At 70.8% G+C, this 20643-nt stretch carries 21 protein-coding genes; 2 read left to right on the top strand and 19 right to left on the bottom strand.

From position 1 onward, the window contains the following. The 13 genes from AB0P24_RS24835 to AB0P24_RS24775 all read right to left on the bottom strand — a co-directional run bounded on the left by AB0P24_RS24835 (position 1) and on the right by AB0P24_RS24775 (position 8699). Entirely contained in the window at positions 1-372 is a 372-nt protein-coding gene (locus AB0P24_RS24835; RefSeq protein ID WP_365797481.1) for a YraN family protein, read from the bottom strand. Positions 373-491: 119 nt separating this feature from the next. Beyond that, positions 492-800, bottom strand: a complete 309-nt coding sequence (locus tag AB0P24_RS24830; protein ID WP_003965949.1) for a DUF2469 domain-containing protein — start codon at positions 798-800, stop codon at positions 492-494. Between the two features lie 56 nt (positions 801-856). Beyond that, complete coding sequence (locus tag AB0P24_RS24825; RefSeq protein ID WP_365797479.1) at positions 857-1363, bottom strand: NUDIX hydrolase; 507 nt, start codon at positions 1361-1363, stop codon at positions 857-859. Continuing rightward, positions 1353-2138 carry a signal peptidase I gene (gene lepB / locus AB0P24_RS24820; protein ID WP_365797477.1) on the bottom strand — a complete coding sequence of 262 codons (786 nt, stop codon included), beginning with the start codon at positions 2136-2138 and terminating at the stop codon, positions 1353-1355. The genes AB0P24_RS24825 and lepB (AB0P24_RS24820) overlap by 11 nt, the downstream gene beginning before the upstream one ends. A gap of 115 nt (positions 2139-2253) precedes the next feature. After that, a complete protein-coding gene (lepB, locus tag AB0P24_RS24815; protein WP_365797475.1) occupies positions 2254-3216 on the bottom strand; it encodes a signal peptidase I in 963 nt (320 codons plus the stop codon). Further along, entirely contained in the window at positions 3116-4255 is a 1140-nt protein-coding gene (lepB, locus tag AB0P24_RS24810) for a signal peptidase I (RefSeq protein ID WP_365797473.1), read from the bottom strand. The genes lepB (AB0P24_RS24815) and lepB (AB0P24_RS24810) overlap by 101 nt, the downstream gene beginning before the upstream one ends. Next, complete coding sequence (gene lepB / locus AB0P24_RS24805) at positions 4248-4955, bottom strand: signal peptidase I (protein ID WP_365797471.1); 708 nt, start codon at positions 4953-4955, stop codon at positions 4248-4250. Before lepB (AB0P24_RS24805) ends, lepB (AB0P24_RS24810) begins: the two co-directional genes overlap by 8 nt. Positions 4956-5038: 83 nt before the next feature. Next, a complete protein-coding gene (gene rplS / locus AB0P24_RS24800) occupies positions 5039-5389 on the bottom strand; it encodes a 50S ribosomal protein L19 (protein WP_365797469.1) in 351 nt (116 codons plus the stop codon). A gap of 136 nt (positions 5390-5525) precedes the next feature. Continuing rightward, positions 5526-6359, bottom strand: coding sequence for a tRNA (guanosine(37)-N1)-methyltransferase TrmD (trmD, locus tag AB0P24_RS24795; RefSeq protein WP_365797467.1), 834 nt, complete (start codon positions 6357-6359; stop codon positions 5526-5528). Continuing rightward, entirely contained in the window at positions 6356-6925 is a 570-nt protein-coding gene (gene rimM, locus AB0P24_RS24790) for a ribosome maturation factor RimM (RefSeq protein WP_365797465.1), read from the bottom strand. Before rimM ends, trmD begins: the two co-directional genes overlap by 4 nt. 100 nt (positions 6926-7025) lie before the next feature. Next, positions 7026-7265, bottom strand: a complete 240-nt coding sequence (locus AB0P24_RS24785) for an RNA-binding protein (RefSeq protein ID WP_005479813.1) — start codon at positions 7263-7265, stop codon at positions 7026-7028. A gap of 5 nt (positions 7266-7270) precedes the next feature. Next, entirely contained in the window at positions 7271-7690 is a 420-nt protein-coding gene (rpsP, locus tag AB0P24_RS24780) for a 30S ribosomal protein S16 (RefSeq protein WP_071370664.1), read from the bottom strand. A 412-nt stretch (positions 7691-8102) separates the two neighbouring features. After that, positions 8103-8699 carry a hypothetical protein gene (locus tag AB0P24_RS24775; protein WP_365797463.1) on the bottom strand — a complete coding sequence of 199 codons (597 nt, stop codon included), beginning with the start codon at positions 8697-8699 and terminating at the stop codon, positions 8103-8105. Positions 8700-9282: 583 nt separating this feature from the next. On the opposite strand from AB0P24_RS24775, the gene AB0P24_RS24770 reads away from it, so the two are divergent. Continuing rightward, a complete protein-coding gene (locus AB0P24_RS24770; RefSeq protein WP_365797462.1) occupies positions 9283-10143 on the top strand; it encodes a class I SAM-dependent methyltransferase in 861 nt (286 codons plus the stop codon). Positions 10144-10399: 256 nt separating this feature from the next. Here the strand turns inward: AB0P24_RS24770 and ffh are convergent, their stop codons facing one another. The 5 genes from ffh to AB0P24_RS24745 all read right to left on the bottom strand — a co-directional run bounded on the left by ffh (position 10400) and on the right by AB0P24_RS24745 (position 18161). Next, complete coding sequence (gene ffh, locus AB0P24_RS24765; RefSeq protein ID WP_365797460.1) at positions 10400-11950, bottom strand: signal recognition particle protein; 1551 nt, start codon at positions 11948-11950, stop codon at positions 10400-10402. 225 nt (positions 11951-12175) lie between these two features. Further along, a complete protein-coding gene (locus AB0P24_RS24760) occupies positions 12176-14632 on the bottom strand; it encodes a [protein-PII] uridylyltransferase (RefSeq protein ID WP_365797459.1) in 2457 nt (818 codons plus the stop codon). A gap of 35 nt (positions 14633-14667) precedes the next feature. Then, a complete protein-coding gene (locus AB0P24_RS24755; protein WP_365797457.1) occupies positions 14668-15006 on the bottom strand; it encodes a P-II family nitrogen regulator in 339 nt (112 codons plus the stop codon). After that, on the bottom strand, positions 15003-16343 hold the full coding sequence (locus AB0P24_RS24750; protein WP_234536180.1) for an ammonium transporter: 1341 nt from the start codon (positions 16341-16343) through the stop codon (positions 15003-15005). The genes AB0P24_RS24755 and AB0P24_RS24750 overlap by 4 nt, the downstream gene beginning before the upstream one ends. Before the next feature lie 333 nt (positions 16344-16676). Continuing rightward, complete coding sequence (locus AB0P24_RS24745; protein WP_365797455.1) at positions 16677-18161, bottom strand: hypothetical protein; 1485 nt, start codon at positions 18159-18161, stop codon at positions 16677-16679. 457 nt (positions 18162-18618) lie between these two features. On the opposite strand from AB0P24_RS24745, the gene AB0P24_RS24740 reads away from it, so the two are divergent. Continuing rightward, the gene (locus AB0P24_RS24740; RefSeq protein WP_365797453.1) at positions 18619-19275 is read left to right on the top strand and encodes a bifunctional DNA primase/polymerase; all 657 of its coding nucleotides are present in this window, start codon (positions 18619-18621) and stop codon (positions 19273-19275) included. A 108-nt stretch (positions 19276-19383) separates the two neighbouring features. On the opposite strand, the gene ftsY is transcribed toward AB0P24_RS24740, so the two are convergent. Beyond that, positions 19384-20577 carry a signal recognition particle-docking protein FtsY gene (ftsY, locus tag AB0P24_RS24735; protein ID WP_365797451.1) on the bottom strand — a complete coding sequence of 398 codons (1194 nt, stop codon included), beginning with the start codon at positions 20575-20577 and terminating at the stop codon, positions 19384-19386. Positions 20578-20643 lie beyond the last annotated feature (66 nt).

Here is a 20643-nt window from a genome sequence, read left to right as displayed (position 1 = left end):
TCACGCCACCCCCCGGGCGTGCTCGACCACGGGCGCCCCGCGCCGCGGCAGGAGCACCCCGACCACGTCGATGCGGACGCCGCCCGGCGGTGCCCCGCCGTGTGCGTGGATCCAGTGTTCGGCGAGGTCGCGCAGGCGCCGCGCCTTCTCCGGGGAGACCGCGGCCATGGGGTGCTCGAAGACGCCCGCCCGCCGGGTCTTGACCTCGCAGACGACCAGGACGTCCCCGTCCCGCGCCACGATGTCGATCTCGCCCGTCCTGCCGCAGCGCCAGTTGCGCTCCAGGACCGTCAGACCGGCCTCGGCCAGCCGCCGTGCGGCCAGCGTCTCGCCGTACTTGCCGAGTGCACTGCGTGCCAGATTCGTGTCCATGTCGGCACCACCTCCGGCGCCAACCGTCACGCATCCCCCGCCAAGAAGTTGATCTTGGTGGGTTACTCAGCGGTTGTGGACAACTTCATCACCCACACGAGTGACCACGACTCCACCGCTCAGCCGCCCGGAAGCTCCAGGTCGCTCTTGTTCAGCTCCTCAATGTTCACGTCCTTGAACGTGAGCACACGGACCTGCTTCACGAAGCGGGCCGGCCGGTACATGTCCCAGACCCAGGCATCCGCCATGGACACCTCGAAAAAGACTTCTCCCTGGACCGAGTGCACCTGCATCTCGTAGTCGTTGGTGAGGTAGAAGCGCCGCTCGGTCTCGATCACGTATTTGAACAGACCGACGACATCGCGGTACTCCCGGTAGAGCTTCAGCTCCATCTCGGTCTCGTACTTCTCGAGGTCCTCGGCGCTCATGGCATGTTCCCCTTCAGCCGTGCGATCCCACCATTGTGCGCCAGTCCCGCACGCCCCTAGACGATTTCCGTGTCAAGGGTGACGGGCCCGGCGGGGGGACCTTCGTCGAGCAGCCTACGGAACAGCTCGGCGAGTCTGGTCGGATACACCGTCTCATGTGCCCGGGTCAGTTCCTGGCACGTCCACCAACGTGCTCCGGCCACACTGCGCTGCTCCAGCTCGGTCAGGGCGGTGGCCTCGATGGCCGTCTGCGCCGTACGGGCCAGGTAGTACCACTCGTCCTGGTCCCAGCGGCGGCCGGCGAACGGGAAGGAGCATGTCCGCCGCCACAGCACCGGACCGAGTTCGACGTCCGTGATGCCGGTTTCCTCGGCGAGTTCCCGCAAAGCGGCCTGCTCACGGGTCTCGTCGCCCTCCAGACCGCCGCCGGGGGTGAACCACCAGTCGTCGGCCGGGTCGTCCGGCTCATGGCCGTGCAGGAGCAGGATGCGGTTCTCGGGGTCGAGGAGGACCACCCGGGCCACCTTGCGCAGGCGGCCCTCCGTCAGCGCCTCAGCGGGCACCGGCGGGCTCCGTACGGGCGCGGGGGCGGGAACGGCCCAGCAGGTTCGCGACCGGGCCGTAGGCGCCGCCCGCGAGGACCAGCACGCCACCGGCCACGATCATGAACTCGATGACGCGCAGCGGCCCCGGCCGGGAGAGGGCGCCCAGCGTCTCGAAGCCGGTCGGGCGCTTGAGCAGGCCCTTCATCGGCCAGATCACCGAATCCACGCGGGCGGTCACGGCGCTGCGGGCGACCGTGCCCTGCGCCGCGTCCGTGAGGTGGGCGGTGGAGTCCAGGGAGCCCTGGCGCTCGTCACCGAGGAGGAAGAGCCGGCCCTTCGGGACGGTGACGCTCGGGAAGCCCTGCAACTCGGCCTGGCTGCCCGCCGGCAGGTACGGCTCGTCGATCTGCTTGCCGTTGACCGTCAGCTTGCCGTCGGTGCAGCAGGACACGGTGTCCCCGCCGACCGCGACCACCCGCTTGACGACGTCCGCGTTGCTGACCCAGCTCTTGTCCTTGAAGACGACGACATCGCCCCGGCGCACCTGGCTGCCGTCGATGCGCTGGCCGAGGACCCGGTCCCCGGCCTCGATCGTCGGCGTCATCGAGCTGGTCGGCACGGTGTACGGCCGGTAGACCACCGCTCCCCAGGCGAATCCGCCGAGGAACAGCACGATGCCCAGCGCCACGGCGATCCCGGACAACCGCTGTCCGAGCCTGCCGCCGGCCTGTGCCGCACTCGTGCTGGTGCCTCCGCCGCTGCGCGGCGCCGTACGTATCGTGCTGTCGCCCATGAGGCCGCACCCTACCCGGCGGTACCGGGCAGGGGCAGCCCTTCTTCGGCGCCCCTGGTCACAAGCTCCCCAAGGCTTTCACATGGGGCGGTCAGCACAGGCGTGCGCGAGGCGGTCAGCGCTTGCCGGCGGCCACGCGCCTGTCGAACTTCCGCTCGACGCGGTCGCCACGCCGACGGCGCCACGCCACGACCGGCAGGACGGCGGCCACGGCCACGCCCTGCGGCGCCACCGAGAGCGAGGCCGCGGCGGACGACTGCGTGTTGATGCCGCTCTGGTCGAAGGTGTCCGGGATCGGCAGCGTGCCCCAGCGGTTGATCGGCCAGGCCTTGACGATGGCACGCCCGACGACGTCCTTCACCGGGACCATGCCGTGGTGCTTGTCGGACTGGTTGTAGCGCGAGTCCCGGGAGTTCTGGCGGTGGTCGCCCATCACCCAGATGTAGCCCTTGGGCACGTGGACCGTGAACTGGCCGCCCTGGTCGTCGACGCTGCACGGGGTGTTGCCCGGGTACACATACGGCTCGTTCAGCGGGTGGCCGTTGACCATGAGCGGTCCGCTGTTCTTGCAGGAGACGGTGTCGCCACCGACGCCGATGACCCGCTTGATCAGGTCCCGCTCCTCGGCGGACGGCATCAGGCCGATCCAGCTGAGGAAGGTCTGGATCGCGTTCGGCTGGACGGTGGGCTCGCCCGCCAGCCAGTCGTCCGGGTCGTGGAAGACGACGACCTCGCCGCGCTCCGGCTTGGAGCCGAACCACGGGGTGAGCTTGTCGACCAGGACCCGGTCACCCTGCTGGAGGGTGTTCTGCATCGAGTCCGAGGGGATCGAGAACGCCTGCACCAGGAAGGTCTTGATCAGCAGCGCCAGCACCAGGGCGATGACGACCAGGATCGGCAGCTCCTTCCAGAAGGAGCGTTGCTTCTTCGGTGCGGGCGCCGCGGGCTCACCCGGGTCCCCGTCCGTGCCCGCGCCGTCACCTCCGGAGTACGGACCCTCTGCCGGGGTGCCGTCTCCACCGGGCCCGGTGCCGTTTCCGGAGGTCGAGGCGCCGTCTGCGGAGGGGACATTCTCCACGGGGCGCCCGCTGTGCTCCTCGCCGTCGTGTCCCGACCGTGCGCCAACCGCCACATCCCCCACGCCAACTCCTTACTCCGTGCCGCCGCCCGCGCCGTCCCCGGCGCAGGCCCACCACTCCCATAACGAGCGGGAGTTCCGCAGGGCTCGGGAGTTGGATGTATCCGTTCGGATCGTCGGAGGCAACCCTATGCGACACCTGGGGAGCCGCGGTCGACCCCGACCCGGAGTCAGAAACGCTTGCGAAGGTTTTAGGTTCGTCGAGCTTGGTCCAGTGGCCGACGGGCCAGCCGATCATCATGGCCCGGCCCACCACCGAGGTGACGGCGACCGTGCCCCCGTAGTCGGTGTTCATGTGCGCCCGGGAGTCGGCCGAGTTGCCCCGGTGGTCGCCCATCACCCACAGCCGCCCCTGGGGGACGGTGATATCGAACTCCTGCATGGAGGGTGCGTTTCCGGGATACAGGTAGTCGCCCTCGGTCAGGGGTACGCCGTTGACGGTCACCCGGCCCTGTGCGTCACAGCACTTGACGTGGTCGCCGCCGACGCCGATGACCCGCTTGATGAGGTCCTTCTCGTTGGCGGACGGCAGCAGGCCGATGAAGGTGAGCCCTTCCTTGACCTGCTTGACTCCGACCGGGTCGTTCGCCTTGGTGGTCTGCTCGTCCGCCAGCCAGCCGCCCGGGTCATGGAAGACGACGACGTCGCCGCGGTGCGGTTTCCACCCGAACCACGGGGTGAACTTGTCCACCAGGACCCGGTCGCCGATCCGGATCGTCTGCTCCATGGAACCCGACGGGATCACGAAGGCCTGGACGAGGAACGTCTTCAGGACGAGCGCTATCAGGACGGCCACGCCGACCAGCAGCGGTATCTCCCGCACCGCGCCGCGCCGGCGCTTGCGCTTGACCTTGCGCTGCAGCTTGCGCCGCTCCGCGCGGGAACGGCCGCCCGGGCCGGAGGTGCGCCGGGCCCCGGTGGGCAGCAGGTTGGCGGCGACGTCGACCGGCGCGCCGCGCGGCTTGCCGCGGTTACCCATGGGACGCTCCGGCCGACGGCACGCGCGCGTAGGCGGCGGGACGGGTGAGACGGGTCCAGTGGGCGTACGGCCAAATGATCCAGTCGGCCCGGCCGATGACCTCCTTGACGGGGATCATGCCGCCGCCGGGTGAGCCGAGGTGGTCGCGGGAGTCGCTGGAGTCGCTGCGGTGGTCGCCGAGGACGAAGAGCCTGCCGCCGGGGACGACGACGTCGAAGGCCACGCCTGAGGGGGTGTCCCCGGGATAGAGGAACGCGGTCTCGTCGACCGGCCGGCCGTTCACCTCGATCCTCCCCTTCTTGTCGCAGCAGACCACGTGGTCTCCTCCCACGCCGACGACGCGTTTGATGTAGTCGGCGTCCCCGAAGTACCCGGAGCCGTCGAACACCACGACATCTCCCCGGCGCGGCCCGGCACCGAAACGGTACGCCAACTTATTTACGAGAACGCGGTCCCCGATCCTCAATCCCTGTTCCATGGATCCGCTGGGAATCTGGAATGGTTGCGCCACGAATGTGTTGAGGACGAGCAAAAACGCCAGGCAGGTGAAGAGGGTGAGGGTGATCCAGCCGCCGGGCAGCCAGTCGGTGACCCGCTGGGTGACCCGCGCCGCCAACGCGAAACGCGACCGGTCCTCCGCGGCCTCTGGTTCGGGGCGGGAGGAGCGGTCGCGCTCCGTGTGCTGTGCTTCGGTGTCCATCGGGGCCAGATGCTATCCGGCCTCGATGAGACTCCTTCTTACCGGCTCATTCGCCTACGGCGTGCGGGGGCCGGCACGCGAGATCACTTCTCGCGCTTCTCCTTGATCTTCGCGGCCTTACCGCGCAGGTCGCGCAGGTAGTAGAGCTTGGCGCGACGCACGTCACCGCGGGTGACGAGCTCGATCTTCTCGACGATCGGGGTGTGCACCGGGAAGGTGCGCTCGACGCCGACGGAGAAGGAGACCTTGCGGACCGTGAAGGTCTCGCGGACACCGCTGCCCTGACGGCGGATCACAACGCCCTTGAACTGCTGCACACGGGAGCGGTTGCCCTCGATGACGCGGACGTGGACGTTGACGGTGTCACCCGGGCGGAAGGCCGGGACGTCGCTGCGCAGCGACGCGGCGTCGACGGTGTCGAGCAGGTGAGACATTTCGTCTGCTTTCCTCGCTGATGCCACAGGTCATCAACGGAAACTAGGTGTTCCATGGGGTCTGCCGCGCGGGTCGGGGCGAGCGTCGTGTCCCCCTGCGGCAGGGGCGCACACCGGACGGACGCACAGCAGCGGCCTATTCTTCCACGCTCTCTGGCCTGCGCCAAAATCGGCCGTGGGGTTCGCCCTCCGGATCCGGGGCCCAGCCCAGGATGGAGAGCATCTCGCGGTCCTTCTTGTCGAACGCCTTGGGGTCGCAGCGCTCGATCAGGTCGGGCCGGTGGGCGGTGGTCCGCTTCAGGGCCTCGTCGCGGCGCCAGCGGGCGATCTTGCCGTGGTGGCCGCTGAGCAGCACGTCGGGGATGTCCCGGCCGCGCCAGACGGGCGGCTTGGTGTAGACGGGGCCCTCCAGGAGGTTCGCCATCGCGCCGGGTGCGAAGGAGTCGTCGCGGTGCGACTCGGCGTTGCCGAGGACGCCGGGCAGCAGCCGGGCCACGGCCTCGGTGATCACCAGGACCGCCGCCTCACCGCCGGCGAGGACGTAGTCGCCGATGGACACCTCGTAGACCGGCATCCGGGTGGCGTACTCGTCCATGACGCGCCGGTCGATGCCCTCGTAGCGGGCCGGTGTGAAGATCAGCCAGGGCCGCTCGGACAGTTCCACGGCGAGTTCCTGGGTGAAGGGGCGGCCGCTCGGGGTGGGCACGATGAGCGCGGGGGCGTGCGCGCCGGTCTCGTAGCCGTCGGCGAGGACGGTGTCGAGGGCGTCGCCCCAGGGCTCGGTCTTCATGACCATGCCGGGGCCGCCGCCGTACGGGGTGTCGTCGACCGTGTTGTGCCGGTCGTACGTCCAGGCGCGCAGATCGTGCACCTGGACGCCGAGCTGCCCACGCGCGCGTGCCTTGCCGACGAGCGAGACGTTCAGGGGTTCGAGGTACTCGGGGAAGATCGTGACGACGTCGAGCCTCATGCGCTGTCGTCCCTGGACGAGGAGCTGCGTCCGTCAGCGACTTCGTCACCGACCGCCTGGTCGTCGATCAGGCCGGGCGGCGGTGCGATGACCGCCTTCTGCTCCTCCAGGTCGATCTCGGTGACGATCTCCCCCACGAACGGGATCATCACCTCGCTGCCGTCCGGCCGCTCCACGATGAAGAGGTCCTGGGAGGGCAGGTGCGAGATCTCGGTGATCCGGCCGACCTCGGTGCCGTCCTCGGTGACCACGTCCAGGTCGATCAGCTGGTGGTCGTAGTACTCGTCCTCGCCCTCGGGCAGCTCCTCCGGGTCGATCTCGGCGATCAGGAGGGTGTTGCGCAGGGCCTCGGCGCCGGTACGGTCCTTGACGCCCTCGAAGCGCAGGAGCAGACGGCCGCTGTGCACCCGGCCGGTCTCGATGGTGAGCGGTCCCGCCGACGCGGGATCGGTGGCGAGTACGGCGCCGGGCGCGAGCCTGAGCTCCGGCTCGTCGGTACGTACCTCGACGGTGACCTCGCCCTTGATGCCGTGGGCGCGGCCGATCCGTGCGACTACCAGCTGCACTGTGCCTGTTCTCCTGTCATCTCCTGCTCGGCCTGCTCATACGACTGCGGGCCGGGGACGGCCAGTGGCCCTCCCCGGCCCGAGCCGGTTGCGATAAGCGTCAGCGGACGTGGTCCACGTCGACGAGGTCGACCCGGACTCCGCGACCGCCGATGGCGCCCACGACGGTACGCAGGGCACGCGCGGTGCGGCCGTTGCGGCCGATCACCTTGCCGAGGTCGTCGGGGTGCACCCGGACCTCCAGCACCCGCCCGCGGCGCAGGTCGCGCGAGGCGACCTGCACATCGTCAGGGTTGTCGACGATGCCCTTCACGAGGTGCTCAAGCGCCTCTTCGAGCATGCTGCTCAGGCCTCGGTCGACTCGGACTCAGCCGCGGCCTCGTCCTTCTTCTCAGCCTTCTTCTTCTGGGTGATCGCCTCACCCTTGCCCTCGTCGTCACCGCCGAGCGCCTCGAACGACGGACGCGCGGCCTTCGGCGCGGCGACGAGCAGCGGCGCCGGGGCGGGCTCGCCCTTGAACTTCTGCCAGTCGCCGGTCTTCTTCAGGATGGCGAGCACGGGCTCGGTCGGCTGGGCGCCGACGCCGAGCCAGTACGCCACGCGGTCGGCGTCCACCTCGATGACCGACGGGTTGTAGGTCGGGTGGTACTTGCCGATCTCCTCGATCGCACGGCCGTCACGGCGGGTGCGGGAGTCGGCGACGACGATGCGGTAGTGAGGCGAACGGATCTTGCCCAGACGCTTCAGCTTGATCTTGACTGCCACGGGAGTGGGTTCTCCTGGATTTGACGTGGTTGGGCACGGCGAGACTGCCGCGTGGGGTTGCGGTACCCGAGTGCCCGACGGACGCGTCAGCCGGAGGAGAGAGGGGTCCTGTGCGGCTGTCGAGTACAGCTAGCCATTGTGCCACACCCCGCGGGTCGCTTTTGGCCGACGGCCGGGGAGGGCGGCTGCGGGCATGCCGGAGACGCACCCGGCGCGAAGGTGAGGTACGTCGGGTGCGCGTGCCGTCGCCGGCGGAGCCGTCCGCGCCCACGTGCCGCCCGGGGTACCGCCCAGGCCCTTGAGGCACTGGGGGAGGCACGGCTGCCCGCGGGCTTTCGAGGCTCGGGGCGGCCCACGGGAGAGCAGGGCGTGACGAGGAGCAATGGCTGCGGCTGCCACGAGCAGCCGTGGCCTATGCCGCTCCCACGACCTCCGGGATACGGAACGGTTTGCCGCAGCCGCCGCAGACGATGGGGGCCTGGGCCAGGACCGACGGGACCACGCGGACGTTGCGCCCGCAGTCGCACACGGCCTTGACCCGGACGCCGCCGCCGGAGGAGCCGTGGCGGGCGGCCGGGCCGCGGAAGGTGCGGGTGGTGTCGGCGGACGTGGCCACCGTGTGCGCCTTGAGAGCGCGCTGCAGTCTCTCGATGGTCGGGCGGTAGCGTCGCTTCGCCTCGGGGTTGAGCGTGACCAGCGAGAAGCCGCTGCTGGGATGCGGCTCGTCGGGGTGGTCCAGGCCCAACTCCTCGGCGATCGCGAGGAATCGGCGGTTGTGGTAGCGGCCGGCCCGGGAGGTGTCGCGGATCCCGCGGGAGGCGGCGATGCCGTGGACTGCCTCATGGAGCAGTCGCTCGAAGGAGAGCTCGTGCCCGCACGCGGACGACGACTCCCCGATCAGGGACTCTGGCGCGGCAAGGTCCGGCAGCTCGGGGTGGTACCGCTGAATGTCGGCCCACGCCTGCGCCAGCTCTGCGGCGAGAACAGGTGGTGTCTGTGTCGTGCTCACGTAATGAGAACGAGCGGGAGTGCCCCTGTGTTCCTATTCCGGGTCATCCCAAATAATTTGCACTTACCCGTCAGTTGCCGCTGATGCGTGGAGACGAGTACGGGTGCGCTGATCTGCGGAGAAGCCTCACAGGCCATACCAAGCCGGTGCGTAGCCTGACGTACGACCCGCCACGTACCCATCGCCCGGACGCCTGGACGACGAAGGCCGACGGATGCGCAAGTGGCGTTTCGGCCGCCCTCGTGGCGGAAGCCCCACCCCGGTCAGCGCGCGCGGCGGCCCCGACGTTACCCGCGGCCCGTCGCCGTCCGGCACCGGCCCCTTTCCGGCGAGCGGACCGTGCGGTCGCCGGCCCGCCCGACCATGGCCGGAACCGCGGGTCGTGGGTCAGATGGTAGAGCCCCAAGTTGCCGGGATGTGAAATCTCGCCACAGTCGCGGCCCACGTACAAGCCGGGACCCGCGACCTCTGGACGCCATCGCGAGCCCGGAGTTATGTGGCATAGGTGGGAAGTGCGAGCGCACGGCACCGGGGCCACGGAATCGGTCAGTGCGTAACTCTCGGCGGATTGGGGCGCATATCTATGACACCTACGCTCGTGCGGCGCCACCTGTCTCACGCGGACTCACCACCCCGGGTGAACATGGGGGCACGCGCGCGTGACTGGTCCGAGATCCAGGAGCGGATGCTGGTGCCGCTCTACGAGACCGTCCACGAGCGGCTCGAAGTGGGTCCCGCCACCCGGCTGCTCGGCCTGCGCTGCGGTTCCGGTCTCGCCCTGCTGATGGCGGCGGCCAGAGGGGCCGCGGTCACCGGTGTCGACTCCTGCCCCGAACGGCTCGCGCTCGCCCGTGAGCGTCTGCTGCCCGACCCGGCCCGGAGCGCACGCGCGCGTGGCCGCTCCGCCCGGATCGTCGAGGGCGCGCCCCGGGACGCGGCGGTCGGGCAGGCGCCGGCGTACGACCTGATCACCGCCTTCGACCCGATCGGCTGCCAGGCCGGTGACGCCGAGGAACTCGGCGACCTGCTCGCCGAGGCGACGCCCCTGGCGGAGCACGGCGCCGCCGTGGTGCTGGCCGGCTGGGGTCCGCCGGAACGCTGCGCGACCTCGTCCGTGCTGCGGGTGGCCGCGAAGTTGGCCGATCCTTTGCGGAGCGCCGGAAGCTGGCGGCCCGCGTGCCGCGACGATCTGGAGGAGGTGGCCCAACGGGCCGGACTGCGGATCGACGGTTCCGGGCGGGTCTCCTGTCCGTTCGGGTACGCCGACACGGACAGCGCTGTGCGGGGGCTGCTGTCGACCGGGCTGTTCGACACGGGGATCGCGGCGGCCGGTGAGGAGCAGGTCGGCAAGGAGCTGGCCGAGGCCCTCCATGCGCACCTGCGGCCCGACGGCACGGTGTGGATGCCGAACGTCTTCCGGTATCTGATCGCCCGCGTGTACTGAGCGTTCCGCCGGGCGCCGCGGATCGACACAGCCCCGCGCCCCTTCGGGCTCGCTGACTCAGGTGCGCGCCTGGGCGACATGATCGGCGCGGTCCGGGACGCCGGGTGTGGTGCCTGGAGGCACCCCCGGCGGTGACCGGGGGAACCCGACGCCTGCGCGAACGTCCCGAAGCGGCCATCACACGATCGCGTCAAGCCGCCGTCGTCCGCGCTCGCCCGGAGGCCGTTGCGACCCCGGGCACTCGCGACGGGTGAACTCAGCCCATGAACTTCTTGAACTCGTCCGGCAGCTCGAAGTTCTCGGCGCCCTGCTGCGGCAGCCCGAAGGCGTTCCCGCTCTGCGCGGCGGCCTCGCGGCGCTGCGCCTCCTCCAGCTCCTGCTGCTTGCGCTTCATCGGGTTGCCGGAGCGCTGCTTGCCCTTGGCCTGCTTCGGCTGCTTCTTCTGCCGGCCGGGGCCGCCGCCCATGCCCGGGATCCCCGGCATGCCCGGCATGCCGCCGCCCTGTGCCATGCGGGACATCATCTTGCGGGCCTCGAAGAACCGCTCGACAAGGTTCTTCACGGCGCTGACCTCGACACCGGAACCCTTGGCGATACGGGCGCGGCGGGAGCCGTTGATGATCGTCGGGTCCTGGCGCTCGCCCGGGGTCATCGACTTGATGATCGCGGCGGTGCGGTCGACGTCCCGCTCGTCGAGGTTGTTGATCTGGTCCTTGATCTGCCCCATACCGGGCAGCATCCCGAGCAGCTTGCTGATGCTGCCCATCTTCCTGACCTGTTCCATCTGGGCCAGGAAGTCGTCCAGGGTGAAGTCCTGGCCCTTCTTCGACGCCAGCTTGGAGGCCATCTTCTGGGCCTCTTCCTGGCTGAACGTCTTCTCCGCCTGCTCGATGAGGGTGAGCAGGTCACCCATGTCGAGGATGCGGGAGGCCATCCGGTCCGGGTGGAAGGCGTCGAAGTCCTCCAGCTTCTCGCCGTTCGACGCGAACATGATCGGCTTGCCGGTGACCTGGCGGATGGAGAGCGCGGCACCGCCGCGGGCGTCGCCGTCGAGCTTGGACAGGACGACACCGTCGAAGCCGACGCCGTCCTGGAAGGCCTCGGCGGTGGTGACGGCGTCCTGGCCGATCATGGCGTCGACGACGAAGAGGATCTCGTCGGGCGAGACGGCGTCCCGGATGTCGGCCGCCTGCTGCATCAGCTCCTGGTCGATGCCGAGCCGGCCGGCGGTGTCCACGATCACGATGTCGTGGACCTTCTGCTTGGCGAACTCGATGGAGTCCTTGGCGACCTTGACCGGGTCCCCGACGCCGTTGCCGGGCTCGGGCGCGTAGACGGCGACACCGGCGCGCTCGGCGACCACGCTCAGCTGGTTGACGGCGTTGGGGCGCTGGAGGTCGGCGGCGACGAGCAGCGGGGAGTGGCCCTGCTCCTTGAGCCAGCGGCCGAGCTTGCCCGCGAGGGTGGTCTTACCGGCACCCTGGAGACCGGCCAGCATGATCACGGTGGGCGGCTGCTTGGCGAACCGCAGCCGGCGCGTCTCGCCGCCGAGGATCGTGACCAGCTCGTCGTTGACGATCTTCAGGACCTGCTGGGCCGGGTTCAGCGCCTTGGAGACCTCGGCGCCCAGCGAGCGCTCCTTGACGTTCTTGATGAACGTGCGGACGACCGGGAGGGCCACGTCCGCCTCAAGGAGGGCGATGCGGATTTCCCGGGCCGTGGCGTCGATATCCGCCTCGCTGAGCCGACCTTTGCCCCTGAGGGACTTGAAAGTGGCTGAGAGACGATCAGAAAGGGTATCGAACACGGCTGCGTCGGTCCTCGGCTTAGGCGACAGTCTGGGCTGCCCTCCAGGGTATCTGGCCGCGCAAGCGAATCGTCCCCGCCTGCCGGATCCGCGGACGGGGACGAGATCCCCGCGGCGGCGGGGAGCAGGCATCGCCGACCGGCCCTTCCCGCGAAGAGGCGGACCAGGACCGTCCTCGCCTCGGCGAGGAGCACACCCGGTGAAACGCGTGACGCGAGCCCAGGGTCACGCCCTCAGCGTCTCCTCCAGCTTCCTGGCCACAGAGGCCGCCTCCTCCGCGGGCAGCGGCGCGTGGTCGGTGCCGGTCACGTAGAAGGCGTCGACGGCGTTGGAGCCGAGCGTGCTGACATGCGCGCTGCGCACCCGCACCTCGGCGTCCTCCAGCGCCCGCCCGATCCGGAACAGCAGACCCGGCGCGTCCTGGGCGCGGACCTCGAAGACCGTCGCGTGCCGGGAGGCCGCGGAGGCCACCGTCACGCGCGGCGGCGGGGCCACCCAGCCCCGGCGCCTCGGATAGGCCGCGTCCCGCTCCGCGAGGCGGCCGGCGATGTCCAGGGAGCCGTCCAGGGCGCGGACCAGGTCGGCGCGGAGCCGGGCCGCCTGCGGCAGCGAGCCGTACTCGGCCGCGACCCGCCAGTTGAGGAGCAGGACGGTGCCGTCGTCGACGTCGGCCGGGAGCCGGAGGGAGCGCAGTTCGGCCGTGCGGACCGTGAGGCGGTGCACGGCCAGCACGCCGGAGACGGCGGGGAGGACGCCCGGCTGGTCCGGTACGGCGATGACCAGTTCGACGCCGAGCGGTTCGGGGTCGCCCGCGGGCTCCTCGCCGGCCGCCGCCGGCTCGGTCTGGGCGCGCAGGGCCAGGACCGGGGCGCCGGTGCGGTGGGCCTCGATGGCCAGCCGCTCCTGCTCGGCCGTGGGCGCGCCCGGTTCGGGCTCGTCGGCGCTGTCCCCGGCGAGGACCGCCGAGACCCGCTTGACCAGGTCGGCGACGAGCGAGCCGCGCCAGGTCGACCAGGCCGCCGGGCCGGTGGCCAGCGCGTCGGCCTCGGTGAGGGCGTGCAGCAGTTCCAGGGTGCCCTGGGTGCCGACCGCGTCGGCGACCAGGCGGACCGTGGCCGGGTCCTCGAGGTCGCGCCGGGTGGCGGTCTCGATGAGCAGCAGGTGGTGTCGTACGAGGGTCGACAGGACCGCCACCTCGGCGCGGTCGAAGCCGATCCTGGCCGCCACGTCCTTGACGATGATCTCGCCGGCCACCGAGTGGTCGCCGGGCCAGCCCTTGCCGATGTCGTGCAGCAGGGCGGCGACCAGCAGCAGGTCGGGGCGGTGGACGCGGCGGGCGAACTCGGAGGCGCGGACGGCGGTCTCGATCAGGTGCCGGTCGACGGTCCAGATGTGCACGGCGTTGCGCTGCGGCCGGCAGCGCACCCGCTCCCAGTCGGGCAGCAGGCGGGTGATCAGGCCCTCCGCCTCCAGCGCCTCCCAGACCTCGACGGTCGGGCGGCCGGAGCCGAGCAGGGTGACCAGTTGCTCGCGGGCCTCGGCGGGCCAGGGCGTGGGCAGGGGGCGTGCGGTGGCGGCCATGCGCCGTACGGCGTGCAGCGAGAGCGGGAGGCCGGCCTGGGCGGCGGCGGCCGCGGCGCGCAGCGGAAGCACGGGGTCGCGTTCGGGGCGGGCGGCGCGGGCGAGCACCACCTCGCCGTCCTGCTCCACCACCCCTTCGGCGAGCGGGGAGCGCTCGGCGACCGGCTTGCCGCCGCCCAGCATGGCGCGCAGCCGGGGCCGGACGGCGCGCGAGCGCAGCACGCGCCCCACTTCGCGCCAGGTGACGTCGCTGGCGTACGAGATGACGCGGGCGGACTCGTAGACCTGGCGCAGGAGGGTGTCGGCGTCGAGGAGGTCCAGTTCGGCGGCGACCTGGTCCTGCTCCTGGAGCGCCAGGCGGTCGGTGGCGCGCCCTGTGGTCAGGTGCAGGGCGTCGCGGACGTCGAGGAGCCGCCTGCGGGCGTCGGCGAGGCCCTCGCGCGGGGCGTCGGCCAGCCAGGAGGCGGCGACGGCGCGCAGCGCGGTGGCGTCCCTCAGGCCGCCGCGGGCCTCCTTCAGGTCGGGTTCCAGGAGGTACTGGAGCTCGCCCTGGCGTTCGGCGCGCTCGGCGCAGAGTTCCTGGAGTTCGGGCAGGCGCTTGGGCGCCTGGTTGCGCCAGTCGGCGAGGATCGCGGTGCGCAGCCCGGAGGTCAGGCCGAGGTCGCCGGCGAGGTGGCGGGCGTCGAGCAGGCCGAGCTGGACCTTGAGGTCCTCGCCGGCGGTCCTGCGGGCCTCGGCGGGGGTGCGCACGGAGTGGTCGAGGGCCAGGCCCAGGTCCCAGACGGGGTACCAGAGCCGGTCGGCGACGGCGGCCAGCGCGCCGGAGTCGCCGCCGTCGTGCAGCAGCAGGAGGTCCAGGTCGCTGCGTGGGGAGAGCTCGCCGCGGCCGTAGCCGCCCACGGCGATGAGCGAGACACCGCCCTTGATGCCCTCGGTGGCCGCGGCGAACAGCCCGGTCAGCCATTCGTCGGTCAGCTCGGCGAGAGCGGCACGGCGCGGCGGCCCGGACCGCGCCTCCTCGGTGAGGAGGCGCAGCCGGGCCGCCGCGTAGCCGCTGGGTCCCGTGTTCTCCGCGTCGTTCCGAACTTCCGTACCCGTCACCCAGCGACTCCTGCCTGTGTTCAGGTGGTTCTGATCTACAGCGCGTCCGGGCCGCGTTCGCCGGTGCGGACCCGTACGGCGGTCTCGACCGGGACCGACCAGACCTTGCCGTCACCGATCTTGCCGGTGCGGGCGGCCTTGACGACGACGTCGATCACCTGCTCGGCGTCCTCGTCCTCGGCCAGCACCTCGATGCGGATCTTGGGCACCAGGTCGACCGTGTACTCGGCACCACGGTAGACCTCGGTGTGGCCGCGCTGCCGACCGTAGCCGCTGGCCTCGGTGACCGTGAGGCCGTGCACGCCGAAGGCCTGCAGGGCCTCCTTGATCTCGTCGAGCCGGTGGGGCTTCACGACGGCGGTGATGAGCTTCATGCGTCCACCTTCTTGCTCGAACCGGCCAGGGCCGCGGCGGAGACGGAGCCGACGACACCGCCGCCCGCACCGCTGAAGTCGTATGCAGTCTCGGCGTGCTCGGCCTGGTCGATGCCGGAGATCTCCTCGTCCTCGGTGACCCGCATGCCGAGGGTCTTGTCGAGGAGGAAGGCGAGGACCGCGGAGGCGACCAGGGAGTAGCCGAGGACCGCGCCGACACCGGCGAACTGCTTCCACAGCTGGGTCCAGCTGTGGTCGCCGTAGAAGACGCCGGTCGCGGTGGACTGGCCCTTGCCGGTGGCGAAGAAGCCGATGAGCAGGGAGCCGATGATGCCGCCGACCATGTGGACGCCGACCACGTCGAGGGAGTCGTCGTAGCCGAACTTGAACTTCAGTCCGACGGCCGCGGCGCAGGCGACACCGGCGATGGCGCCGACGGCGATCGCGCCGAGCGGGGAGACCGCACCACCGGACGGGGTGATCGCGACCAGACCGGCGACCGCGCCGGAGGCGGCGCCCAGGGTGGTGAACGCGCCGTGGCGGATCTTCTCGTAGGCGAGCCAGGCGAGCATGGCGGCGGCGGTGGCGACCTGCGTGTTGACGAACATCAGCGCGCCGACGCCGTCGTCGTTGCCGAGCCACGAGCCGGCGTTGAAGCCGAACCAGCCGAACCACAGCAGACCGGCGCCGAGCATGACCAGCGGGAGGCTGTGCGGGCGCATCGGGTCCTTCTTGAAGCCGACGCGCTTGCCGATGACCAGGATGACGCCGAGGGCGCCGGCACCGGCGTTGATGTGGACCGCGGTACCACCGGCGAAGTCGATCACGCCGAGCTTGTAGGCCCAGCCGTCGGCGCCCCAGACCCAGTGGGCGACCGGGACGTAGACGATCGTGAGCCACAGGGCGACGAAGAGCGCCCAGGCCGAGAACTTGACGCGGTCGGCGATCGCACCGCTTATCAGGGCCGGGGTGATGACCGCGAACATCATCTGGAAGACCATGAACACGAAGATCGGGATCGTGTAGCCGTCCCAGAGCTCCGTCAGTCCGACGTTGCTCATGCCCAGCCAGTCGGAGTTGAAGCCGATGAAGCCGTTGCTGGAGCCGAAGGCCAGGGAGAAGCCGTAGAGCACCCACAGGATGGTGACGATCCCGATGCTGACGAAGCTCATCATCAGCATGTTCAGGGTGCTCTTGACGCGGACCATGCCTCCGTAGAAGAAGGCCAGGCCCGGTGTCATGAGCAGCACCAGGGCGGAACAGATGAGCATGAAGCCTGTGTTCGCGGAGGACAGTTTGGGTGCCTCCGCGGCAAGCGTGATGGCGGCTGGTGCCATCGGCGTCTCCTCGTCGATTGATACGGCCCCGGGTGCGGGCGTTGCCTGAATGCGGTCCGGTCAAGCGGGGGGTGGGCCGGTTATGCGCCATGAGATTGACGCAGCGCGGTTTCGGACACCGCCCCTCGTTGTTTCGCCGCAGTGACGAAGGGGTCGCGGGTGTTACGCCTCGATGAACTGGCTGATGTTCGCCGACCGGATCGTTATCGTGGCGCAACCTTCACCCAGAGGAATGAAACCGGCCGCGGCGGCCTTCCGATGACCTGGCGTGGGAGAGCCGAGTCGGGCATTCGGGAGGACCGGCCGCGGCCGGGGTCTTGGGTTTACCGGGGCTCAGACCGCCTCGGCGGTCTCCGGGAGGTCGACGGCGAGCTGTTCGGTGAGGTCGACGACGGCCGCGAGGTCGCCGTGTTCGCGGACGGCCGAGTCGACCGTCTTTCGAATACGAGTGTTGACGCGCTCGGAGCGCACCTTCTTGGCGATGCCCATGGCCTCGGAGGCCAGTGCCGTGCTCTGCTCGGGCTCGCCCCGCAGCAGGTGCACGGTGGCCATGCCGATGAGATTGAGCGCGTACGACCGCTGGTGCTCGGCGTCCTTGGCGAACAGCTCCACGGCCTTCCGCATCAGCGGCTCGGCCAGCGAGGCGTAGGTGGGGCTGCGGCCGGCGACATAGGCGAGGTCACGGAAGGAGTGGCTGTTCTCGCCGTAGAGCTCGGCCTCGGAGAAGAACCGGATCCAGTCGGGGTCCGGGGCGTCCCACTCGTCGGCCTCGGCGAAGGTGTCCTCGGCCATCCGGACCGCCCGCTTGCACTTGCCGGGCTGCCCCATGTTGGCGTAGGCGCGGGCCTCCATCGCATACAGCATCGACTGGGTGCGCGGGCTGGCGCAGTCCCGGCTGCCGTACTGGGCGAGGTGGATCAGCTCCAGGGCGTCGTCGGGCCGGCCGAGGTGGATCATCTGGCGGCTCATGCTGGAGAGGACGTACGAGCCCAGCGGCTTGTCACCGGCCTCCTTGGCCGCGTGCAGGGCGAGCACGAAGTACTTCTGGGCGGTGGGCTGGAGCCCGACGTCGTACGACATCCAGCCGGCCAGCTCGGCCAGCTCGGCGGCGACCTTGAAGAGCTTGCGGGCGGTGGCCTCGGGCTGGGGTTCCTGGAGGAGGTCGGTCACCTCGTGCAGCTGGCCGACGACCGCCTTGCGGCGCAGGCCGCCGCCGCACTGGGCGTCCCACTGGCGGAACATCACCGTGGTGGACTCCAGCAGCTCCAGCTCGGGCCTGGAGAGGCGGCCGGGGCGGCGGGAGTCGGCGGCGGACTCGGGGGGCGGCTGGGGGCCGCCCGGCGAGGGAACCAGCCAGCGCTGCATGGGCTCGACGAGGGACGGGCCCGCCGTCAGCACCAGCGACGTTCCGAGGAAGCCGCGCCGCGCCAGCATCAGGTCGCTGCGCGAGAACTCGCTGAGCAGGGCCACCGTCTGCGGGCCCGTCCAGGGCAGGTCGACGCCGGTCGCGGAGGGTGACTGGCGGGCGGCCCGCAGCCCCAGGTCCTCGACCGAGACGACGCAGCCGAACCGTTCGGAGAACAGCTCGGAGAGGATCCGCGGGATCGGCTCGCGCGGGTTCTCCCCGTCGAGCCAGCGGCGCACTCTGGACGTGTCAGTGGAGATGTGGTTGGCACCCAATTGGCGTGCCCTGCGGTTCACTTGCCGAGCCAGCTCGCCCTTCGACCAGCCGCTGCGCACGAACCACGAGTTGAGCAGCTCATTGGGGCGCTTGTCCATGCTGGTCGCGGTCGTCCCACTACCGCTGTTGCCGCCCACTGGAACGCCCCCATCCCTGAGACCACTTGATGCCGGATGCGCCAAGCCCTATCAGAATGCCGGTAAATACGGCCGCCCGTCCGGTAGTTCTCACCCTTCGAACGGGATGCCGAGTTGCCTCCGGCATACCCACGAGTGCAAGTGCCCCCAGGCCTCGTGCACTCAAAGTAATCCTACGATCACTGCTCCAGCCATGGCGATCCCGGAAACGCCACCATTCGCCACCCCTTTGAATGAACTCACGATGGCCTTGGCGCGATTCACTTGACATAGGACGGCCGGGAGTAGGCGGAGCGATGCACTCGGGGGCGCACGCCTCCAGACGCACCACCCTGGACGCTTCAGGGCGCTGCCGTGATCTTGTGGGCGCGCGGGAAAGCGGAGCCGTAGCGTCACGTTCCGTTTCCGTCCCGTTCCGTGTCGTAACCACCGGCGCGCCGGACCCGTTGGAGGGGGCATGGGCTTCACGATCGGCGGCATTCGCGAGATCCGCTCCGGCACCCGCCGGCGCGGTCGCTCATCGGACTGCACCGCCGTCGCCGAGTTCACCGGGCTGTGGGGCTGGGACGTGGTCCCGGGCGCCCGGGCCGCGGCCGGCGCGTGCTCCTGCGGGCACGCCGACTGTCCCGCGCCGGGAGCGCATCCGCTGGACTTCGCGCCCCAGGTGTCCGCGGGCGCCACGCTCGACGAGGTCATCAAGGCCTGGGGAGAGTTCCCGGGTGCCGCGGTGATGCTGCCGGTCGGCCGCGCGTTCGACGTGATCGAGGTCGCCGAGCCCGCCGGGCGCCGCGCCCTGGTCCGCCTGGAGCGCATGGGCCTCCCGCTCGGCCCGGTCACCGCCACCCCGGACGGCCGCGCCCACTTCTTCGTCGCCCCCGGCGCCGCCGCCGAGCTCCCCGAGCTGCTCTACCGCACGGGCTGGGACGACCCGACCTCCCTCGACCTGCGCGGCCTCGGCTCGGGCAGCCACATCACCGCCCCACCGTCCGACCGGGGCGGCCTGGGCCCGGTCCGCTGGCTGCGCCCGCCGGCCCTGGACTCGGCGACAAGGCCACCGGCGGCGAGGCTGCTGCTGGGGACGCTGGCCTACGTGGCGCACCGGTCGCGGGCGTAGCCGCAGGGGCCCGGGGGCCCATACGCCGAAGCGCCCGTCCCCGACTGCGTCTTCGGGGATCGGGCGCTTCTTTGCGAGCTCGGGGCGGGTAGATCCATCCCCTCCCGGTCAGTCACCGATAAGGGCATCCACGAACGCCTCCGGCTCGAACGGCGCCAGGTCGTCCGCGCCCTCGCCGAGACCGACGAGCTTGACGGGGACGCCCAGTTCGCGCTGGACCGCGATCACGATGCCGCCCTTGGCGGTGCCGTCCAGCTTGGTGAGGACGATGCCGGTGATGTCGACGACCTCGGCGAAGACCCGGGCCTGGACCAGGCCGTTCTGGCCGGTGGTGGCGTCGAGGACGAGCAGCACCTCGTCCAGCGGAGCGTGCTTCTCCACGACCCGCTTGACCTTGCCCAGCTCGTCCATGAGGCCGGTCTTGGTGTGGAGGCGCCCGGCGGTGTCGATGAGCACCACGTCGACGCCCATCTCCTTGCCCTCCTTCACCGCGTCGAAGGCGACGGAGGCGGGGTCGCCGGCCTCGGGGCCGCGCACGGTGTAAGCACCGACGCGCTCGCCCCAGGTCTGGAGCTGGTCCGCGGCGGCGGCCCGGAAGGTGTCGGCGGCGCCGAGCACGACCGTACGGCCGTCGGCCACGAGGACGCGCGCGAGTTTGCCGGTGGTGGTGGTCTTGCCGGTGCCGTTGACGCCGACGACCATCACGATGCCCGGCTTGCGGTCGGCGGGCTCGGTCTTCACCACGCGGTCGACGTCGGTGCCGATGAGCTTGAGCAGCTCCTCGCGGAGCAGGCCGCGCAGCTCGTCGGGGGTGCGGGTGCCGAGCACCCGGACGCGCTCGCGCAGCCGGTCGACCAGCTCGGTGGTGGGCTGCACACCGACATCGGCGGTGAGCAGGATGTCCTCGATCTCCTCCCAGGTCTCGTCGTCGAGGTGCTCGCGCGAGAGCAGCGTGAGCAGGCCCTTGCCGAGGGCGTTCTGGGAACGGGAGAGCCGGGCGCGCAGCCGGACCAGCCGGCCGGCGGTGGGCTCCGGGATCTCGATCTCGGGGGCGGGGAGCTCTTCCACGACGACGGGAGCCGAGCCGTCGGGAAGGTCGACCTCCTCTATCGTCCGGCGCGGTTCGTCGCGCGGCATCTCGGCCTCGTCGCCGACGTGCGGCTCGGCCGGGGGCGCGGTGATGTCCGGCGCGGCGGGGGGCGGCGGGGGCAGCGACTTCTTGCGCCGGCTGCCGACGACGAGCCCGCCGAGCACGCCGAGCACGACCACGGCGATGATTACAGCAAGGATGACGGTTTCCATAACGGGTCCAGTATCCATCCCTCCCCCACGGCCGACTTTGTTCCCTCGCGCGGGAGTTTCTGGATG

Source organism: Streptomyces sp. NPDC086519, assembly GCF_040686075.1.
GTDB lineage: Bacteria > Actinomycetota > Actinomycetes > Streptomycetales > Streptomycetaceae > Streptomyces > Streptomyces shenzhenensis.
Note: the sequence above shows the minus strand (reverse complement) of the source record. Positions and strands in the feature narration are given on the sequence as shown.

Bases quoted from the DNA above. Each gene is read 5' to 3' on its own strand.
- ftsY (WP_365797451.1), bottom strand. From the start codon at position 20,577: ATGGAAACCGTCATCCTTGCTGTAATCATCGCCGTGGTCGTGCTCGGC.
- lepB (WP_365797477.1), bottom strand. From the start codon at position 2,138: ATGGGCGACAGCACGATACGTACGGCGCCGCGCAGCGGCGGAGGCACC.
- lepB (WP_365797473.1), bottom strand. From the start codon at position 4,255: ATGGGTAACCGCGGCAAGCCGCGCGGCGCGCCGGTCGACGTCGCCGCC.
- AB0P24_RS24830 (WP_003965949.1), bottom strand. From the start codon at position 800: ATGAGCGCCGAGGACCTCGAGAAGTACGAGACCGAGATGGAGCTGAAG.
- trmD (WP_365797467.1), bottom strand. From the start codon at position 6,359: ATGAGGCTCGACGTCGTCACGATCTTCCCCGAGTACCTCGAACCCCTG.
- AB0P24_RS24755 (WP_365797457.1), bottom strand. From the start codon at position 15,006: ATGAAGCTCATCACCGCCGTCGTGAAGCCCCACCGGCTCGACGAGATC.
- AB0P24_RS24770 (WP_365797462.1), top strand. From the start codon at position 9,283: ATGACACCTACGCTCGTGCGGCGCCACCTGTCTCACGCGGACTCACCA.
- rplS (WP_365797469.1), bottom strand. From the start codon at position 5,389: ATGTCTCACCTGCTCGACACCGTCGACGCCGCGTCGCTGCGCAGCGAC.
- AB0P24_RS24785 (WP_005479813.1), bottom strand. From the start codon at position 7,265: ATGCTCGAAGAGGCGCTTGAGCACCTCGTGAAGGGCATCGTCGACAAC.
- AB0P24_RS24835 (WP_365797481.1), bottom strand. From the start codon at position 372: ATGGACACGAATCTGGCACGCAGTGCACTCGGCAAGTACGGCGAGACG.
- lepB (WP_365797471.1), bottom strand. From the start codon at position 4,955: ATGGACACCGAAGCACAGCACACGGAGCGCGACCGCTCCTCCCGCCCC.
- AB0P24_RS24750 (WP_234536180.1), bottom strand. From the start codon at position 16,343: ATGGCACCAGCCGCCATCACGCTTGCCGCGGAGGCACCCAAACTGTCC.
- AB0P24_RS24740 (WP_365797453.1), top strand. From the start codon at position 18,619: ATGGGCTTCACGATCGGCGGCATTCGCGAGATCCGCTCCGGCACCCGC.